At 65.2% G+C, this 17,147-nt stretch carries 18 protein-coding genes; 11 read left to right on the plus strand and 7 right to left on the minus strand.

What is annotated here, in order from left to right:
* Positions 1-467 precede the first annotated feature (467 nt).
* From HNR60_RS19580 to ubiT, 4 genes are all read right to left on the minus strand, one after another.
* Positions 468-899 (minus strand): hypothetical protein, encoded by a 432-nt coding sequence (locus HNR60_RS19580; protein WP_184261110.1) that lies wholly within the window; start codon positions 897-899, stop codon positions 468-470.
* A 64-nt stretch (positions 900-963) separates the two neighbouring features.
* A complete protein-coding gene (locus tag HNR60_RS19585) occupies positions 964-1,884 on the minus strand; it encodes a U32 family peptidase (RefSeq protein WP_184261113.1) in 921 nt (306 codons plus the stop codon).
* 113 nt (positions 1,885-1,997) lie between these two features.
* Positions 1,998-2,975, minus strand: a complete 978-nt coding sequence (ubiU, locus tag HNR60_RS19590; RefSeq protein WP_184261117.1) for a ubiquinone anaerobic biosynthesis protein UbiU — start codon at positions 2,973-2,975, stop codon at positions 1,998-2,000.
* A gap of 3 nt (positions 2,976-2,978) precedes the next feature.
* Complete coding sequence (ubiT, locus tag HNR60_RS19595; protein ID WP_011475179.1) at positions 2,979-3,521, minus strand: ubiquinone anaerobic biosynthesis accessory factor UbiT; 543 nt, start codon at positions 3,519-3,521, stop codon at positions 2,979-2,981.
* A 111-nt stretch (positions 3,522-3,632) separates the two neighbouring features.
* Here ubiT and HNR60_RS19600 point away from each other — a divergent pair, with 111 nt between their 5' ends.
* Together HNR60_RS19600 and HNR60_RS19605 are read left to right on the plus strand one after the other, a co-directional pair.
* The gene (locus HNR60_RS19600; protein WP_184261120.1) at positions 3,633-5,159 is read left to right on the plus strand and encodes a UbiD family decarboxylase; all 1,527 of its coding nucleotides are present in this window, start codon (positions 3,633-3,635) and stop codon (positions 5,157-5,159) included.
* Complete coding sequence (locus HNR60_RS19605; RefSeq protein ID WP_184261123.1) at positions 5,156-5,752, plus strand: UbiX family flavin prenyltransferase; 597 nt, start codon at positions 5,156-5,158, stop codon at positions 5,750-5,752. The genes HNR60_RS19600 and HNR60_RS19605 overlap by 4 nt, the downstream gene beginning before the upstream one ends.
* Before the next feature lie 229 nt (positions 5,753-5,981).
* On the opposite strand, the gene lepB is transcribed toward HNR60_RS19605, so the two are convergent.
* The 3 genes from lepB to HNR60_RS19620 all read right to left on the minus strand — a co-directional run bounded on the left by lepB (position 5,982) and on the right by HNR60_RS19620 (position 9,073).
* Entirely contained in the window at positions 5,982-6,752 is a 771-nt protein-coding gene (gene lepB, locus HNR60_RS19610; protein WP_184261126.1) for a signal peptidase I, read from the minus strand.
* Positions 6,753-8,177, minus strand: a complete 1,425-nt coding sequence (tldD, locus tag HNR60_RS19615) for a metalloprotease TldD (RefSeq protein ID WP_184261130.1) — start codon at positions 8,175-8,177, stop codon at positions 6,753-6,755. It abuts the gene before it with no gap.
* A gap of 323 nt (positions 8,178-8,500) precedes the next feature.
* On the minus strand, positions 8,501-9,073 hold the full coding sequence (locus HNR60_RS19620; protein ID WP_246433026.1) for an invasion associated locus B family protein: 573 nt from the start codon (positions 9,071-9,073) through the stop codon (positions 8,501-8,503).
* A gap of 388 nt (positions 9,074-9,461) precedes the next feature.
* Here HNR60_RS19620 and coxB point away from each other — a divergent pair, with 388 nt between their 5' ends.
* The 9 genes from coxB to HNR60_RS19665 all read left to right on the plus strand — a co-directional run bounded on the left by coxB (position 9,462) and on the right by HNR60_RS19665 (position 16,890).
* A complete protein-coding gene (gene coxB / locus HNR60_RS19625) occupies positions 9,462-10,319 on the plus strand; it encodes a cytochrome c oxidase subunit II (protein WP_184261133.1) in 858 nt (285 codons plus the stop codon).
* 73 nt (positions 10,320-10,392) lie between these two features.
* Positions 10,393-12,015: a cytochrome c oxidase subunit I gene (ctaD, locus tag HNR60_RS19630; RefSeq protein ID WP_184261136.1), complete on the plus strand. Its 1,623-nt coding sequence runs from the start codon at positions 10,393-10,395 to the stop codon at positions 12,013-12,015.
* 66 nt (positions 12,016-12,081) lie between these two features.
* Entirely contained in the window at positions 12,082-13,023 is a 942-nt protein-coding gene (locus tag HNR60_RS19635; RefSeq protein WP_184261139.1) for a heme o synthase, read from the plus strand.
* Positions 13,024-13,034: 11 nt separating this feature from the next.
* Positions 13,035-13,214: a CoxF protein gene (locus tag HNR60_RS19640; protein ID WP_184261142.1), complete on the plus strand. Its 180-nt coding sequence runs from the start codon at positions 13,035-13,037 to the stop codon at positions 13,212-13,214.
* 19 nt (positions 13,215-13,233) lie between these two features.
* Positions 13,234-13,857 carry a cytochrome c oxidase assembly protein gene (locus HNR60_RS19645; RefSeq protein ID WP_184261145.1) on the plus strand — a complete coding sequence of 208 codons (624 nt, stop codon included), beginning with the start codon at positions 13,234-13,236 and terminating at the stop codon, positions 13,855-13,857.
* Between the two features lie 160 nt (positions 13,858-14,017).
* The gene (locus HNR60_RS19650) at positions 14,018-14,875 is read left to right on the plus strand and encodes a cytochrome c oxidase subunit 3 (protein ID WP_184261149.1); all 858 of its coding nucleotides are present in this window, start codon (positions 14,018-14,020) and stop codon (positions 14,873-14,875) included.
* 223 nt (positions 14,876-15,098) lie between these two features.
* Complete coding sequence (locus HNR60_RS19655; RefSeq protein WP_184261152.1) at positions 15,099-15,500, plus strand: DUF983 domain-containing protein; 402 nt, start codon at positions 15,099-15,101, stop codon at positions 15,498-15,500.
* Positions 15,497-16,279 (plus strand): SURF1 family protein, encoded by a 783-nt coding sequence (locus HNR60_RS19660; RefSeq protein ID WP_184261155.1) that lies wholly within the window; start codon positions 15,497-15,499, stop codon positions 16,277-16,279. The genes HNR60_RS19655 and HNR60_RS19660 overlap by 4 nt, the downstream gene beginning before the upstream one ends.
* 134 nt (positions 16,280-16,413) lie before the next feature.
* Complete coding sequence (locus tag HNR60_RS19665) at positions 16,414-16,890, plus strand: hypothetical protein (protein WP_184261158.1); 477 nt, start codon at positions 16,414-16,416, stop codon at positions 16,888-16,890.
* The last annotated feature ends 257 nt before the right edge of the window (positions 16,891-17,147 follow it).

Below are 17,147 nucleotides of genomic sequence, written 5' to 3' on the forward strand. Positions count from 1 at the left end.
CTTCTCGGCCATCGCAGCAACTCCCTGATCGCTGCAAAATTGAATCATGCCAAAGCAGACATGCCAACCAAAATGAAAGATTCACAGGCTCTGAGAGGCCCGTCGCAATCTTTTGCGCTGAGCCGCTGCCACGAAGCCGAGCCCTCTGCTCCCCTCCCCCTTGCGGGGAGGGGTCGGGGGTGGGGGTCAACGGGCATGACCTACCCGGCCAATTTGTCCCAGCTGAATGCGTGAAACGCGTGTCGACGTCATCTCGTCACGGCAACGAAGCGTCGTCGCGCGGCACCCCCACCCCCGCCCCCTCCCCGCAAGGGGGAGGGGAGCGCGCTGCCGTTGCGTCAGGCGATGTGCTTTGCGTGCAAAGCTTGGCCTTAACGCCTGACGAAAATCCCCAGCAAAGAAACTCCAATAAGATTCGTCTCGCGATTGCGCGGCCGTGATTGCCGATCACCCCGCCGGGCGGCGAATTACTTCGTCGGTGCCGCGCAGCCGGGCGACCATTGGGCGATCGGCTCTTCCAGCGGCTCGGTGCGATCCTCGAGCGGAAACTCGGCCTTGACCCGGTCGATCTCGCGCAGCGCGGCGGAGCCCGCCACCGCGGTCAGGCTGATCTCGTCGAACAGCAGCGCCATCTCGGCGAACACGCTGCGGTCGCTTTCGTTCTCGTTGACGTGGTCGAGCTCCGACAACATGGTGACAATCGCCGCGATCCGCTCGCGCTGACCACGTACCCGCTGCAGCAGCCGCTTCGACAGCCGCCGCGCTTCCATGCTGAGAAAGCGGTCGAACGCCGAGGACAACATTTCCCGGCAATGGCCGTCCATGTTGGTGCCCTGGATGACGATCCGCATCCGCTCGACCAGTTCGAGCGCGTCGCCGTCGGCGCTTGGGTCGGCCATCGCAAATCCCCCTCGAGGGTTCGACCCGACCGCGGCCGCCGCCTAAAACGCGGCGGCTGACGCGTCAGAGTGCCCTGGCGGTCCGTTGAGCCTCGGCGACGTTGTTGATGAACGTCGAGCCGGGCTTGGCGTAGAGAAAACCGTTGGCGACCGGGATCGGATAGATCGCAGTCAGCGCCGCGGCGCCCTCGGCGACGCTGCGCTTGCCGTCGATCACGTCGCGATACACCTTGGCGACTTCGACCATGTCGCATTGCTGCGGCGACAGCCGCAGCGAGCGCACCCCGGCTTCGGTCAGATCGTCGATCTCGCCGAGCACGCTGGTGCAGGCATAGGACAGCGTCTGCACGCCGTTCATCGCCAGGAACGGCTCGTTGTCGAGCGTGAACACCGCGAGCCCGTCGGGATCCTGCTCGCAGACGAACTTGCAGTTATCCTTCGACAGCTTGTTGAGCCGCGCATGATAGCAGCGCGCCGAGATCGCCAGCGGCGCGCGGCCGAAGCCGAACACCTCGAAGGTGACGTCGGGCAACGCCGCGGCGATGGTGCGGATCGCGGTCAGCGGCAATTCCGGCGGCAGACAAATACGCTTGGCGCCGTGCGAGGCGAAATATTTCGCGGTGGCCTCGTTGTAGATGTTGACGAACGGGCCGATGGCATGCGGCCGGTCGCCCAGCATCCCCAGGCAGGACAGGTCGTTGACCTCCATGGTCAATTCGGGTGCTGCGGCCAATTCAGCCATCGCGTTGCGCTCGCGGGTCAGCGACATCAGCGTCAGCGACCCCATCACCACGTCCTTGCCGCAGGACGACAGCCGCTCGACCACCGCCGGAATGTGCTCGGCGATGAACGGCGAGCGCTTCGAGCAGACGATCTCGCCGACCACCACGGTGTCGATCGGGGCTTCCTCGGCGATGCGGAAGTAGAAGTCGCGCCACGCCTCGGGCTTCCAGTTGTAAAGCACCGGTCCAAGTGTGAGCTTCATCTCCGGCCCCGCTTTGTGTTGGTTCGCTTCGCCCATCGCCGTGTCGCCAGTTCTATTGTCTCAAATCTTCGGTCGACGATCGCAGCGATCGCCGGCAGCTCATTGGCGCCAAGTTATCGCCAGGTCTTCTTGTAGGCGCCGACCGTGGTCGACTGGCCCTCGCTGAGCCCGCGCAACGCATCGCTCGGCACCGGCAGCCCCTGGTCGAGCGCGGACAGCGCCTGACGGAAGGTGCGCACCACCCGCTCGATATAGGCGCGGCCGCGCTGGCGTCCCTCGATCTTCAGCGCCGACACCCCGGCCTTCTTCAGCTCGGGAAGCATCGTGGTGGCGTCGAGGCTGGAAGGATCCTCGAACAGATAGCCGGCGCCCTCGGAGGTCTGGTAGCGGCCCTTGCACAGCGTCGGATAGGCCGCGGCCTCGCCATTGGCGAATTTGTTGATGGTGAACTCGCCGAGCCGCGACACCAGCATGCCGTTCTCTTCGCGATACTGGATGTGGCTGGCCGGCGAACACACGCCGTCCATGTTCGGCGACTTGCCGGTGGCATAGGACGACAGCGAGCAGCGGCCCTCTTCCATCACGCACAGCCCGCCGAAGATGAACACTTCGGTCTCGCACTTCACGGCTTTGGCGATCGCGGCGATCTCCGGCACGCTGAGCACCCGCGGCAGCACCACGCGCTTGGCGTTGAAGCGGTCGACATAAAACTGGATGGCGTCCGGATTGGCGGCGGCGGCCTGCACCGAGACGTGCAACCGCTGCTGCGGATGGGCGCGCGCCACATATTCCATCACGCCGACATCGGCGACGATCAGGGCGTCGGCCTTGGCGTCGACGGCGTCGTCGACCGCGCGCTGCCACAATTCGAAGCCGCCGGCGCGCGCGAAGGTGTTGATCGCGACCAGCACCAACGCGCCCTCGTCATGGGCATGCGCAATCGATTCGGCCATTTCGGCGCGGCTGAAATTCAGCCCCGGGAAATTTCGCGCATTGGTTTCGTCGCTGAAGCCGCAATAGATCGCGTCGGCGCCCGCCGCCACCGCATCACGCAAAGCCGACGGAGTGCCCGCCGGACAGATCAATTCCATGGATTATCCTCCGCCACCGGCGCCCATCTCGTGGCGGAGCGACGAAGAGCCGACGATGCTCCGCAAGAGCCGTTCGATCGGCGCTGCGAGCGGCCCGAGCCAGACCACCGATTCAGAGAGAAAATCGACGCGCGAATCGTCGATCGCATTACGCAGCGCGACCACCGCCTCCATGTCGCCGTCGACATGGATGTCACGCGAGAAAAACAAAGCGTCGCCGTCATAGGAGCCGTCGGTCATGCCGATCAGCGCCGACAGCGGCCCGGCGATCCGGGCATCGAGATTGGACGGCAGCGTCCGCACCGCGGTGATCCGCGGATTCATCCGCCGCGGCTCCAGCACGAAGGCAATCGGCAGGTCGGTGGGCTCGAGCCCATACCGCTTGCTGGTGTGCGAACCGAGACGATCGAAAATGCGGGGATGCCGTGAACGGATTTCGCCGAGGCAGATATTCAGCAACACCTGCAATGGCAGCAACGGCAGGACGCGCGCCGCCAGCGCAAGCGGCACTGGCATCCTAGTGACGGAGGAATTGGATACCGACATGGGCCACCTTTGAAAGACCTCGTTACCATCGCCGGGGAAGGAAGTTCTTTGCGCAGGATCAAAGACACCACTTGGTCTGCATGCTGACCAGAGCTGTCCCACGGAGACCACATGCTGAACCGCGTTAAACCGCCCTTCCCGGACTTGCGCGCGTTCATGGCGTATCTTGAGTCCCGCGGTCAATTGGTCAGAATCCGCAGACCAGTGTCTGTGGTGCACGACCTCACCGAAATCCACCGCCGCGTGCTGGCCGACAACGGCCCGGCGCTGTTGATCGAAAACCCCATCAAGGCCGACGGCACGCCGTCCGAAATGCCGATCCTGGTCAATCTGTTCGGCACCGTCGAGCGGGTCGCCTGCGGCTTCGGCATCACTCCCGATAAATTGGGCGATCTCGGCGAGACGCTGGCCGAAATGCGCGCCCCGGTGCCGCCGCAGAGCCTGTCCGACGCCTTGAGCAAATTGCCGATGGCCCGCGCCGCCTTGGCGATGCGGCCGAAGACCGCGAAATCCGCATCGGTGCAAAGCGTGGTCTGGAGCGGCGCCGATGTCGACCTCGGCCGCCTCCCGGTGCAGATCCCGTGGTCCGGCGAGCCGGCGCCCTTGATCACCTGGGGTCTGGTGTTCACCAAGCCGCCGGAGCACTCTGGCGGCGCCGACAATGTCGGAGTCTACCGGATGCAGGTGCTCGGCCGCGACCGCCTGATCATGCGCTGGCTGGCGCATCGCGGCGGCGCCAAGCATCACCACCAATGGCAGAAGCAGGGCCGCGACATGCCGGTGGCGATCGTGATCGGCGCCGATCCGGCGATGATTCTGTCAGCGGTGCTGCCGCTGCCGGAAGACCTGTCCGAAATCAAATTCTCCGGGCTGTTGCGCGGCGAGCGCCCGGTGCTGGCGCCGTGCGTCAGCGTCCCGCTGCAAGTGCCGGCGGATGCCGAGATCGTCATCGAGGGCTTCGTTTCGGCCACCGAGACCGCGCCCGAGGGGCCTTACGGCGACCACACCGGCTATTACAATTCGGTCGAGCAGTTTCCGGTGCTGACCGTCACGGCGATCACCACGCGCAAGGATCCGATTTATCTGTCGACCTACACCGGGCGGCCGCCGGACGAGCCGTCGCGGCTCGGCGAAGCGTTCAACGACATCTTCCTGCCGGTGGCGAAGCGGCAGTTTCCGGAAATCGTCGACCTCTGGCTGCCGCCGGAGGCCTGCTCGTACCGGATCGCGGTGGCGTCGATCAAGAAACGCTATCCCGGCCAGGCGCGGCGGCTGATGATGGGGCTGTGGTCGATGCTGCCGCAGTTCAGCTACACCAAGCTCCTGATCATCGTCGACGAGGACATCGACGTTCGCGACTGGGCCGACGTGATGTGGGCGGTGTCGACGCGCTGCGACACCTCGCGCGACATGGTGTCGATCACCGACACCCCGATCGATTATCTGGATTTCGCCTCGCCAAAGTCTGGCCTCGGCGGCAAGCTCGGCATCGACGCCACCAACAAGATCGGCGCCGAGACGCAGCGCGAATGGGGCGAGGTGCTGACGATGGATCCCGCGGTGGTGCAGCGGGTCGACGCGATGTGGTCGTCGCTCGGGCTCGGCCCGGCGCTGCCGCAGCGGAAGATGATACGATGAGCATCCCGCGCGTCATCGTCGGCATCAGCGGCGCCTCGGGCGCCGCGGTCGGCATCCGCATCGTCGAGCTGTTGGCTTCGACCGGCGCCTGCGAAATTCACCTCGTCGCCACCAGGGCGGCGGAGCGCACCATCGCCTATGAAGTCGGCGACCGCGCGCTGGCACGCGCCGCAGACCTGGTCGATCGCCACCACGACATCGACGACATCGGCGCCTCGATCGCCTCGGGCTCGTTCCGCACCAGTGGGATGATCGTGGCGCCGTGCTCGATCGGCTCGCTGTCGGCGATCGCCACCGGCAATCTCGACACGCTGCTGACGCGGGCCGCCGACGTGCAATTGAAAGAGCGCCGCAAGCTGATCCTGATGGTGCGCGAGAGCCCGCTGCATCTCGGGCATCTGCGTTCGATGGCGGCCGTCACCGAATATGGCGCGATCGTCGCCCCGTTGGCGCCGGCGTTCTACCAGCGGCCGCAATCCATCAGCGAGATGATCGACCACATGGCGCTGCGCGCCATCGGCCTCTTGGGCATCGACGACCTCAGCGCCGCGCCGCCGGAATGGAGCGACGACACCCCGCCGACCTGCCCTTAAAGGCCGTCATTCCGGGGCGCGAGGGCGAAGGCCCGAGCGAACCCGGAATCTTGCTCCGAATGTACAGCTGCGGGGTGTCAGCGCCGGCACGTGTTGCGAGATTCCGGGTTCGCTCGCAGCAAAGCTGCTCGCGCCCCGGAATGACGCGCCGTTGTATTGAGCGCATCAACGTCAGCTGAAAGGAGCTGGTCGGCCGCACGCGACGCGCGCCGTTTATCGCCGCCGCTGCTCAATGCACCCCGGTGAAAAACCGCGCGACGCGGAAGCCGGATAGCCAGGTGCTGACCGGCTGGCTGCGCACGCCGGGGTCCCAGGAGCCGACCACCGAATCGACGCGGCCGACCAGATTGTCGAGCGGCAACAGCCCGACGCCGCCTTGGCTGACCGGCACCCGGCTGTCGGCGGAATTGTCGCGGTTGTCGCCCATCACGAACAGCCGGTCCGCCGGCACGGTGATCTCCGCGGTGTTGTCGAGCCGGCCGTTGTCGAACAGCTTGAACACCGGATGCGACACGCCGCCCGGCAGCGTCTCGATATAGCGCCGCGCCGGCTCGCTGCCGCCATTGTCGTCTTCGGCCGCGCCGATGCCGTCCGGCTTGGTCTCGGCCGCGACGCCGTTGATCCAGACCTGACCCTGGCGCAACTGGATGCGGTCGCCGGGCAGCCCGATCACGCGCTTGACCCAGACCTGCGCGCGGTCGCCCGGCCAGCGGAACACCACGACGTCGCCGCGCGACGGCGTCGCGCCGAACACCCGGCCGGTCTGCGGCACCGCGATGTGGATCGGCAGCGAGGCCGAGGAATAGCCGTAGGGAAATTTCGACGCCAACAGCGCGTCGCCGATCAACAGCGTCGGCTCCATCGAGGCCGACGGCACGTAGAACGGCTCGGCGATCGCCCCCTTGGCGAGCAGCACTACTGCGACCACCGCGGCGAGCTGCACCAGTTGCGACGACCAGTGCCGCGCCGCCGCCATCATCGGGTGCGTCTGCAAGCTCATCTAGCCGGTGCCTCCGACGGTGATGCGGTCCATCCGCAGCGTCGGCTGGCCGACGCCGACCGGCACGCCCTGGCCGTTCTTGCCGCAGGTGCCGATGCCCGAATCGAGCTGCACGTCGTTGCCGATCATCGAGATGCGATGCAGGTCGGTCGGGCCGTTGCCGATCAACATCGCGCCTTTCAAGGGTGCGCCGAGCTTGCCGTTCTCGATTCGGTAGGCCTCGGTGCACTGGAAGACGTATTTGCCCGAGGTGATATCGACCTGGCCACCGCCGAAATTCGCAGCAAAGATGCCGTTCTTCACCGAGGCGAGAATTTCCGCCGGATCGCGCGCGCCTTCGGTCATGTAGGTGTTGGTCATCCGCGGCATCGGCAGATGCGCGTAGCTTTCGCGGCGGCCGTTGCCGGTGGGCGCCATGTTCATCAGCCGGGCGTTCTGGCGGTCCTGCATGTAGCCGACCAGGATGCCGTCCTCGATCAGCACGGTGCGACTCGTGGGAGTGCCTTCGTCGTCGATCGACAGCGAGCCGCGGCGTGAAGCGATGGTGCCGTCATCGACCACGGTGACGCCCTTGGCGGCGACCTGCTGGCCCATCAATCCTGCAAAGGCCGAGGTCTGCTTGCGGTTGAAGTCGCCCTCGAGGCCATGGCCGACCGCCTCGTGCAGCATCACGCCGGGCCAGCCGGGGCCGAGCACCACGTCCATCTCGCCAGCCGGCGCCGGCACCGAGTCCAGATTGACCAGAGCTTCGCGGATCGCGCCGTCGGCGGCCTCGCGCCAGGCCTTGGTGTCGATGAAGCGGGCGTAGCCTTCGCGGCCGCCATAGCCCTTGCTGCCGCTCTCCTGCCGATCGCCTTGGCCAGCGACGACCGAGATGTTGACCCGCACCAAGGGGCGGATGTCGCGATAGCTCTCGCCGTCCGGGCGCAAAATCTCCACCACCTGCCAGGTGGCGCCGAGCGACACCGAGACCTGCCGCACCCGCGGATCCTTTTCGCGGACGTAGGCGTCGATCTCGGCGAGCAGCTTGACCTTGGCTTCGAAGCCCGGGGCTTCCAGCGGATTGTCGTCGCCATAGAGCCGCACGTTGCTATGTGCCGGCGCCGCCGCCAGGTTGCCGCTATACCCGCCGCGCACCGCCGCCACCGCGTCGGCAGCGCGGATCAAGGCCTTCAGCGACATGTCGGAGGAATGCGCGTAGCCGACCGCGTCGTCCTTCACGGCGCGCAGGCCAAAGCCTTGCGCGGTGTCGTAGGTCGCCTGTTTGAGCCGGCCATTGTCGAACATCAGGGCTTCGGACTTTTTATATTCCAGGAACAGTTCGCCGTCGTCGGCGCCCTTCAGGCCGCGGGCGATTTCCCCGCGCACGGCGTCGCGGTCGAGCTTGGCGCGGTCGAGGAGCGAGGTGGTGGCGGATTGGGTCATGTTTGGTTCCCTGATGGCAGGCTTCCAAGATAGGTGCTTCGCCGGCGTTGTGCGAGGGGTTGCCAAGTGCGTGGGTCGCTCCGCCGAGACAGCGCACAGATCCCGCGCCATCTTCGAATCTGGCTGCACATGCAGCGACACCAATCACGCACTTCATCCAACACGTCATGGCCGGGCTTGTCCCGGCCATCCACGCCCACAAGCGACGCCTTGCGTGTTTCCGTGGATGGCCGGGACAGGCCCGGCCATGACGCTGAGAGGTCGGTGCGCTTTTCGAACGCCAACGGCGCGGGCGCCGTTGACGTCAGCGGAAATGCCCCGCCCTACGGCAGCTTGTCGTAACCCTCGCCGATCCCGTTCAGGCTGAGCGGGAAGCCGATGCCTTCTTCCGGGGTCTCGAAGATGATGAAGGTCGCGGTCTTGGCGGTGCGCAGCTGACCTAAGAGCTTGTCGTCCATCACCACCTCGGCGACGCAGCCGTTCGGCAGGCAGCGCACGAAGCCGGCGCGGCCGACATCGGCGTTGTCGAGCTTGAGGCCCAGCCCCGACGGCAGCAGCACGCCGAGCGGCGCCACCACCCGCATCAGCTTGCTCTTCTGATCGGCGGTCTTCAGGATGATCACGGTGAGGCCGGCGTTGGAGCGGTCTTCGGCTACCACGCTCTGGATCAGCGCGCATTGTTCGGACTGCGCGCCGGGCGGGGTGTCGCAGCGGATCTGCCAATCGCCATGCACCGAGCGCACCGCGCCTTGGGCCTGCGCCGCCGACCCTCCGGCGATACCGGCCGCGAGCGCAAGACCGAGCGCGGCCGCGATCGACCAGCGCGTCCACGGCGCGGTCCGCCGTCCAAGGTCTGTGCGTTCAATCTTCGAAAGGCCCATCAGGGTCGATCCCATGGCATGACGATCCGGTCAATGGACTGGTACGGTGGATACCGCAAACAGGGCGCCAGCAAGGCGCCTTTTGCACAGCCGCGCGCCCGCAGCGAATCAGGCTGCGCAGCGGAGCGCGTCCCGTGCCTACAACGGGCGGCGCGCCTGTCAAGCATGGTTCACACATCGGCGTACCGATCGCAGCGCCGGAGCAGGCGCGGCGCGCCTTGCCACAAACCTCCGCGATCCTACGCCTAAAGTCCAATCCTGCATTGCGAGGGGCCGTGAATTATGGTTTGAGAACAGGAATAAGAAGCGTTCGCATAAATCAAATTCGGCAGATTTGTGAGCGCACACGCAACTCTCGCGGCTCGGCGAGATTGAAGACGTGATTACAGGGAGTGCGCACGACATGAAGATGTCGAAGGGCCGGATCGGCCGCTTGTTGTTCAGTCTGGCGATCGTGGCGATCGCAATTTCAGCCGGCGGCGCGGCTTTCGCAGGGCTCGGCCAGCCGACCCCCTGGGAAATGAAGCTGCAGGAGTCGGCCAGCCCGGTGATGGACAACATCATCTGGTTCCACAATTTCCTGCTTTGGCTGATCACCGCCATCACGCTCTTGGTGCTGGCGCTGCTGGTGATCGTGGTGGTTCGGTTCAACGCCAAGGCCCACCCGGTGCCGTCGAAGACCACCCACAACACGATGATCGAAGTCGCCTGGACCATCATCCCGGTATTGATCCTGGTGGCGGTGGCGGTGCCGTCGTTCCGGCTGTTGTTTCAGCAGCTCGACATTCCGAAAGCCGACCTCACCATCAAGGCCACCGGCAATCAGTGGAACTGGAGCTTCTCCTATCCCGACGACAAGATCGATTTCACCTCGATCATGCTGACCGACGAGGAGCGCGCCAAAATCACGCCGACGCCGCCGCGGCTATTGGCGGTCGACAACGAGGTGGTGGTGCCGGTCGACAAGGTGGTGCGGGTGCAGACCACCGCCAACGACGTGATCCACTCTTTCGCGATCCCATCCTTCGGCGTCAAGATCGACGCCATCCCCGGCCGCCTCAACGAGGCGTGGTTCAAGGCGACCAAGCTCGGCAAGTACTACGGCCAGTGCTCGGAATTGTGCGGCAAGGACCACGCCTTCATGCCGATCGTGATCAGCGTCGTCAGCGACGAGGACTACGCGAGCTGGAAGAAGAAGCAGATCGCCGCCAACGCCGCCGACAAGCCTTCGCTCGCCTCGGCGGGCGCCGCGGCGCAATGAGCCGCGACCGCCTGACTCTACTGGGACCGACGGAACCGCAAGGTTCGAACGACCGCAAGGCAGGATAACAAAAATGGTAATGGAAGCTGCACGGGTTGCTCACTCCGACCACGCCGACGAACACGCCCACGCTCATCCGACCGGCTGGCGGCGATACGTCTACTCGACCAACCACAAAGACATCGGCACGATGTATCTGATCTTCGCGATCGTCGCGGGGCTGATCGGCGGCGCGATGTCGATCGCGATCCGCATCGAGCTGATGTATCCCGGCGTGCAGATCTTCCACGAAAGCCACACCTACAACGTGTTCGTCACCTCGCACGGCCTGATCATGATCTTCTTCATGGTGATGCCGGCGATGATCGGCGGCTTCGGCAATTGGTTCGTGCCGCTGATGATCGGCGCGCCCGACATGGCGTTTCCGCGGATGAACAACGTGTCGTTCTGGCTGCTGCCGGCGGCGTTCGCGCTGCTGTTGACCTCCACCTTCGTCGAAGGCGAGCCGTCGTCGAACGGCGTCGGCGCCGGATGGACGATGTACGCGCCGCTATCGACATCCGGGCATCCCGGGCCGGCGGTCGACTTCGCCATCCTGGCGCTGCATCTCGCCGGCGCCTCCTCGATCCTCGGCGCGATCAACTTCATCACCACGATCTTCAACATGCGCGCCCCCGGCATGACGCTGCACAAGATGCCGCTGTTCGTGTGGTCGATCCTGGTCACCGTGTTCCTGTTGTTGCTGGCGCTGCCGGTGCTGGCCGGCGCCATCACCATGCTGCTGACCGACCGCAATTTCGGCACCACGTTCTTCTCCGCGGAAGGCGGCGGCGATCCGGTGCTGTTCCAGCATCTGTTCTGGTTCTTCGGCCACCCCGAAGTCTACATCCTGATTTTGCCGGGCTTCGGCATGATCAGCCAGATCGTCTCGACCTTCTCCAAGAAGCCGGTGTTCGGCTATCTCGGCATGGCCTACGCCATGGTGGCGATCGGCGTGATCGGCTTCGTGGTCTGGGCGCACCACATGTACACGGTGGGCATGTCGAGCGCGACGCAGGCCTACTTCGTCGCCGCCACCATGGTGATCGCGGTGCCGACCGGGGTGAAGATCTTCTCCTGGATCGCCACGATGTGGGGCGGTTCGATCGAATTCCGCACGCCGATGCTGTGGGCGATCGGCTTCATCTTCCTGTTCACGGTCGGCGGCGTCACCGGCGTGGTGCTGGCCAATGCCGGCGTCGACCGCGTGTTGCAGGACACCTACTACGTGGTGGCGCATTTCCACTACGTGCTGTCGCTGGGCGCCGTGTTCGCGATCTTCGCCGGCTGGTACTACTGGTTCCCGAAGATGACCGGCTACATGTACAACGAAACCATCGGCAAGCTGCACTTCTGGGTCACCTTCATCGGCGTCAACCTGGTGTTCTTCCCGCAGCATTTCCTCGGCCTGTCCGGCATGCCGCGGCGTTATGTCGATTATCCCGACGCCTTCGCCGGCTGGAATCTGGTGTCCTCGATCGGCTCCTACATCTCCGGCTTCGCGGTGCTGATCTTCCTCTACGGCATGGTGCTGGCGTTCATCAAAAAGGAAAAGGCCGCGGACAATCCGTGGGGACCGGGAGCCACCACGCTGGAGTGGACCTTGTCGTCGCCGCCGCCGTTCCATCAGTTCGAAATTCTGCCGCGGGTTCGCTGAGCTGCAAAGACGACGCATCCGCCGCAGACGCGCGGCGGATGCGGATAACCTAAAGGGAGTTGCGCTTTGTCGGTTGTTGAAAGCCACGACATCGAGTTTGCCGCGCCGCGGATCTCGGAAGCCAGCGTCGCCGATTACATCGCGCTGTTGAAGCCGCGGGTGATGTCGCTGGTGATCTTCACCGCTCTGGTCGGGCTGTTGCTGGCGCCCGGGCATTTTCACCCGGTGCTGGCGTTCACCTCCATCCTGTGCATCGCGGTCGGCGCCGGCGCCTCCGGGGCGCTGAACATGTGGTACGAGGACGACATCGACGCCAAGATGACCCGCACCGCCAACCGGCCGATCCCGCGCGGCCGCGTCACCAAGCCCGAGGCGCTGACCTTCGGGCTGGTGCTTTCGTTCTTCTCGGTGGTGACGCTCGGCATTCTGGTGAACTGGTTCGCCGCAGGCCTGCTCGCCTTCACCATCTTCTTCTACGTCGTGATCTACACCATCTGGCTGAAGCGCTGGACCGCGCAGAACATCGTGATCGGCGGCGCCGCCGGCGCGCTGCCGCCGGTGGTGGCCTGGGCCGCCGCCGCGGGCTCGCTGTCGGTCGAGCCGATGCTGCTGTTCGCCATCATCTTCTTCTGGACCCCGCCGCATTTCTGGGCCTTGGCGCTATTCCGCGCCGGCGACTACGCCAATGCCGGCGTGCCGATGCTGCCGGTGACCGCCGGTCCCGACGCCACCCGGCTGCAGATCCTGCTCTACACCATCGTTCTGGTCGCGGTGGCGTTCGCGCCCTGGCCGCTCGGTTACTTCGACGCGATCTACGGCGTCACCTCGCTGGCGCTCGGCGGCTGGATGCTGCTCTTGGCGGTACGGGTATATCGGCAGCGCACCGGCAGCGCCGCGCTGCGCGCCAGCCGCAACCTGTTCAAGTTTTCGATCCTGTACCTGTTCGCGCTGTTCGCGGTGCTGCTGCTCGAAGTGATCGTCCGCGGCGTGATCGGGATGCCGGCGTGAAGGAGGCGACGATGATTGATCCGCAACGCGCGAACCCGCCCGTGATCGACGGCGTGGTGCTGACCCCGGCGCAGAAGAAATCGCAGCGCGAACGCTCGATCGCGATCGCTTTGGCGCTCGGCGTGCTGGTCATTCTGTTCTTCGCCGTCACCATGGTGAAGGGCGCCGGCGTGCTGGTCCGGCCGATGTGATGACGGAGCGCGCACAGCCATGACCCAGCCATCGACCAGCAACCGCAACGACACGCCGCGCCGCGGGCTTGGCCGCGACGCCACGGTGGCGTCGATCTGCGGGCTGGTGGTGGCGCTGATGGTCGGGGCGTCCTACGCCGCGGTGCCGTTCTACAACTGGTTCTGCCGTGCCACCGGCTTCAACGGCACCACGCAGGTGGCGACCGCGGCGCCGAGTGCCGCGCCGCTGACGCGCAGAATCGCGGTGCGGTTCGATTCCAACGTCAACGGCTTGCCGTGGAAGTTCGAGCCCGAGCAGAACGAGATCGAGGTCGCGATCGGCCAGGTGGTGACGGTGTTCTACACCGTGACCAACCTGTCGAAACACGACACCACCGGCCAGGCCGCCTACAACGTAGCACCCCTGACGGTCGGCGCCTATTTCCAGAAGATCAACTGCTTCTGCTTCACCGAACAGACCTTCGCGGCCGGCGAGACCCGCGAGATGCCGGTGGTGTTCTACGTCGATCCGGCGCTCGTCGCCGATCCGGAGAACGACGGCCTCAACACCATCACGCTGTCCTACACCTTCTATCCGGTCCTGAAGCCTACGCCGAAACCACTCGCGGCGAGCGAGCCGGACAAACGCAAGGGGGCGCTGTGAGGTCATGACCGATCACGAAACGCCCACGCCGTCCAATCTCAGCGCTACCGCCGCCGGCGCGTCGACTCACGCGAAGTCCGATCACCCTGCCCCGGTTCACACCACGCCCGCTTCCGATCATGTGCCGGCTCCGGCCGGCCCCGCCCACGGAGACACCGCAATGGCCACGGCGCACGCCAAGCACCACGACTATCATCTCGTCGATCCGAGCCCCTGGCCGGCGGTCGGCTCGCTGTCCGCCTTCGTGATGGCGCTCGGCGCGATCGCCTGGATGCACAACATGTTCACCGGCGCGCCGTTCCTGTTCGGCGCCGGCACCATCGGCGTGCTCTACACCATGGCGAGCTGGTGGGGCGACGTGATCCGCGAGGCGCAGTACAAGGGCGACCACACCCGCGTGGTGCAGATCAGCCACCGCTACGGCATGATCCTGTTCATCGCCTCCGAGGTGATGTTCTTCGTCGCCTGGTTCTGGGCGTTCTTCAATTCGGCGCTGTTTCCCGGCGATCCGGTGCACGCCACCCGCGAGGCGCTGTTCGGCGGGGTGTGGCCGCCGAAGGGCATCGAAACCTTCGATCCCTGGCACCTGCCGCTGCTCAACACGCTGATCCTGTTGACCTCCGGCACCACGGTGACCTGGGCGCATCACGCGCTGCTGCACAACGACCGCAAGGGGCTGAAATGGGGGCTGATCCTCAGCATCGTGCTCGGCGTCACCTTCAGCTGCGTGCAAGCCTATGAATACAGCCACGCCGCGTTCTCCTTCGCCGGCAACGTTTACGGCGCCACCTTCTTCATGGCGACCGGCTTCCACGGCTTCCACGTGCTGGTCGGCACCATCTTCCTCACGGTGTGCCTGTTCCGCGCCTATGCGGGGCATTTCACCCCGACCCAGCACCTCGGCTTCGAATTCGCCGCCTGGTACTGGCATTTCGTCGACGTGGTCTGGCTGTTCCTGTTCGTCTGCATCTATGTCTGGGGCCACGGCGCCTCGACCATGGCGCACGGCGCGCATTGAATTCTTGCTTGCGTGCCCCGGATTCCGTTTCGGCGCGTAGACGCGATCTGCTGCCCCGGACGCAATGCACTACGCCGCTCTTCGCGGCGTGGTGCATTGCAGAGCCGGGGCCGTAACGAAGGCAGTCTTCGTAACGGTCCCGGATCTGCGGCGCAGCACTTCGTGCTGCACCGCGTCCGGGACACGGGGTTGATAGTCTCCCCCAGGGAGAAGGACGCCCGCCATGATTGACCACCCATCCGATCTCCCCACCCCCACCGTCCTGCAGAGCGCGCTGCGTGGCCTCGCCTGCCGCTGCCCGCGCTGCGGCGAAGGCAAGCTCTACGCCGGCTTCCTGACGCTGGCGCCGTCCTGCACGGTATGCGGGCTCGACTACGCCTTCATCGATAGCGGCGACGGCCCGGCGATCTTCATCATCATGATTGCGGGCGCCATCGTGGTGTTCTGCGCGCTGATCGTCGAGGTGAAATACCAGCCGCCGTTCTGGCTGCACGCCGCACTCTGGCTGCCGCTGATCCTCGCCACCACGCTGCTGCCGCTGCGCTCGATGAAGGCGCTGCTGATCGCGCTGCAATTCTATCACAAGGCGCAAGAAGGCCAATTGGTGGATCGCGCACCGAAATGAGCAGCGTCATCCCGCGTCCCCGCGGCCGGCTTGGCCTGGGCTTGATCGCGCTGCTGATGGTGGCGGTGCTGGTCTCGCTCGGGGTCTGGCAGCTGCAGCGCCGGGTGCAGAAGCACGCGCTGATCGCGGCGCTGACCGAGCGGCTGGCGGCGCCGCCCGGCGCGCTGCCGGCGGTCGGCGAATGGCCGACGCTCAACCCGGCGCAGGATGAATTCCGCCGCGTTGCCTTCACCGCGACCTACCAGAACCAGCCGGACGCCATGGTGTATTCGTCCGGTTCGGCGATCCGCGACGACATCGCCGGCCCCGGCACCTGGGCCTTTCTGCCGGCGCGGCTGCCGAGCGGTCGGATCGTCGTGGTCAATGCCGGCTTCGTGCCCAACACCATGCAGCAACGCGCCCAGCAGGACCGCGCGGTGGCTCCGCTGCGCGGCGGCGAGGCGGTGACGCTGACCGGCTATCTGCGGTTTCCCGAGGCCGGCGGCGCGCTGACGCCCGCTCCAGATGCCGCCAAACGGCTGTGGTTTGCCCGCGACGTTGCTGCGATGGCGACGACGCTCGGCTGGGGTGAGGTGGCGCCGTTCTATATCGACCTGGAGGCGCCGGTCCCCGCGTCCGAGGTGCCGAAGCCCGGCCCGCTCGGCGTGCATCTGAAGGACGACCACCTGCAATACGCCATCACCTGGTTCGGCCTGGCCGCCGCGGTGGCGATCGCCTTCGCCGTCTGGCTCGCCGGGCAACGACGGCGGCGATGGGGCGGCGACGACATCGCCCGATGAGCCTCCCAGCCCGACCGAAAGGCAGAAGCGCGGCCCATACCCAGAGCCTGTTCACTATCTGAACCATTATTACCTGACCCCTTGACCACGGGTCAGAATAGGCCTAGATGGGATAAGAGTTGAAAGGGTTAACCATGGCCGATTCTGACATGCTCAAAGCGGCAAAGGCTGAGGTAGAGCGGCTTAAGGCCGAGCTATCCAAAACCCCTGCCTACCAGAAATTGATGCTGGCTGAGCAGGTTGTTGAACTTTACGAAAAGGCTGAACAAGTTGCGACCTACCGGGGCGAGCACGCCGCGATGTTCGGAAGGCCAGAATATGCCTCTGAGCCTTTAAAATTCAAGTTCTTGGAGTCAAAGACGAAGACGGCACAAATCGAACGTGCTGCCGTTTCATTTCTAACAAAGGTTCAGCGGCGGGCCACATCGGGCGAGCTCCTGACCGCTATAACTGAGGCCGGAATCGAGGTTGGAGGCAAAGAGCCGAACAAGGCTCTTTCAGCATACCTCTCAGGTTTTAAGTCCCTGAACAACTCTCGTGAACACGGTGGGTATGGTTTGGTCGAGTGGGGCGATAGCCCCGGTCCTGATCAAGCAGGAGTTTTTGGCTGACGAGGTCATAAACGAAACCCGGAGCCGCAAGGCTCCGGTGAATCTCTGCAAGGGGTGCCCGGCCTAGGAAACTGGCCCCCGAGCGGATCGTGCAACCCCGAATGAAACGGAGGTGCGTCGTGTGGCAAGCGACCCGTAGAAGATAGGTAGCCTCGCTTTGAGCGGTTGATCCAGTGGGAGACTGCTCTTAGCTCCGGGCCGGGGCTGGTGCCGCTAGCTGGATTCCCACCCCGCGACGCTTGGGTCCAATCCCCAAC

Origin of the sequence: Rhodopseudomonas rhenobacensis, assembly GCF_014203125.1 — a bacterium.
Lineage (GTDB): Bacteria > Pseudomonadota > Alphaproteobacteria > Rhizobiales > Xanthobacteraceae > Rhodopseudomonas_A > Rhodopseudomonas_A rhenobacensis.

Excerpts from the sequence above, each read along its gene's own strand:
- HNR60_RS19665 (WP_184261158.1), top strand. The coding sequence starts at position 16,414 with ATGGCCGATTCTGACATGCTCAAAGCGGCAAAGGCTGAGGTAGAGCGG.
- HNR60_RS19605 (WP_184261123.1), top strand. The coding sequence starts at position 5,156 with ATGAGCATCCCGCGCGTCATCGTCGGCATCAGCGGCGCCTCGGGCGCC.
- HNR60_RS19655 (WP_184261152.1), top strand. The coding sequence starts at position 15,099 with ATGATTGACCACCCATCCGATCTCCCCACCCCCACCGTCCTGCAGAGC.
- HNR60_RS19660 (WP_184261155.1), top strand. The coding sequence starts at position 15,497 with ATGAGCAGCGTCATCCCGCGTCCCCGCGGCCGGCTTGGCCTGGGCTTG.
- HNR60_RS19645 (WP_184261145.1), top strand. The coding sequence starts at position 13,234 with ATGACCCAGCCATCGACCAGCAACCGCAACGACACGCCGCGCCGCGGG.
- ctaD (WP_184261136.1), top strand. The coding sequence starts at position 10,393 with ATGGTAATGGAAGCTGCACGGGTTGCTCACTCCGACCACGCCGACGAA.
- ubiU (WP_184261117.1), bottom strand. The coding sequence starts at position 2,975 with ATGGAATTGATCTGTCCGGCGGGCACTCCGTCGGCTTTGCGTGATGCG.
- HNR60_RS19620 (WP_246433026.1), bottom strand. The coding sequence starts at position 9,073 with ATGGGATCGACCCTGATGGGCCTTTCGAAGATTGAACGCACAGACCTT.
- HNR60_RS19640 (WP_184261142.1), top strand. The coding sequence starts at position 13,035 with ATGATTGATCCGCAACGCGCGAACCCGCCCGTGATCGACGGCGTGGTG.
- ubiT (WP_011475179.1), bottom strand. The coding sequence starts at position 3,521 with ATGTCGGTATCCAATTCCTCCGTCACTAGGATGCCAGTGCCGCTTGCG.
- HNR60_RS19600 (WP_184261120.1), top strand. The coding sequence starts at position 3,633 with ATGCTGAACCGCGTTAAACCGCCCTTCCCGGACTTGCGCGCGTTCATG.
- coxB (WP_184261133.1), top strand. The coding sequence starts at position 9,462 with ATGAAGATGTCGAAGGGCCGGATCGGCCGCTTGTTGTTCAGTCTGGCG.
- HNR60_RS19650 (WP_184261149.1), top strand. The coding sequence starts at position 14,018 with ATGGCCACGGCGCACGCCAAGCACCACGACTATCATCTCGTCGATCCG.
- tldD (WP_184261130.1), bottom strand. The coding sequence starts at position 8,177 with ATGACCCAATCCGCCACCACCTCGCTCCTCGACCGCGCCAAGCTCGAC.
- lepB (WP_184261126.1), bottom strand. The coding sequence starts at position 6,752 with ATGAGCTTGCAGACGCACCCGATGATGGCGGCGGCGCGGCACTGGTCG.
- HNR60_RS19580 (WP_184261110.1), bottom strand. The coding sequence starts at position 899 with ATGGCCGACCCAAGCGCCGACGGCGACGCGCTCGAACTGGTCGAGCGG.
- HNR60_RS19585 (WP_184261113.1), bottom strand. The coding sequence starts at position 1,884 with ATGAAGCTCACACTTGGACCGGTGCTTTACAACTGGAAGCCCGAGGCG.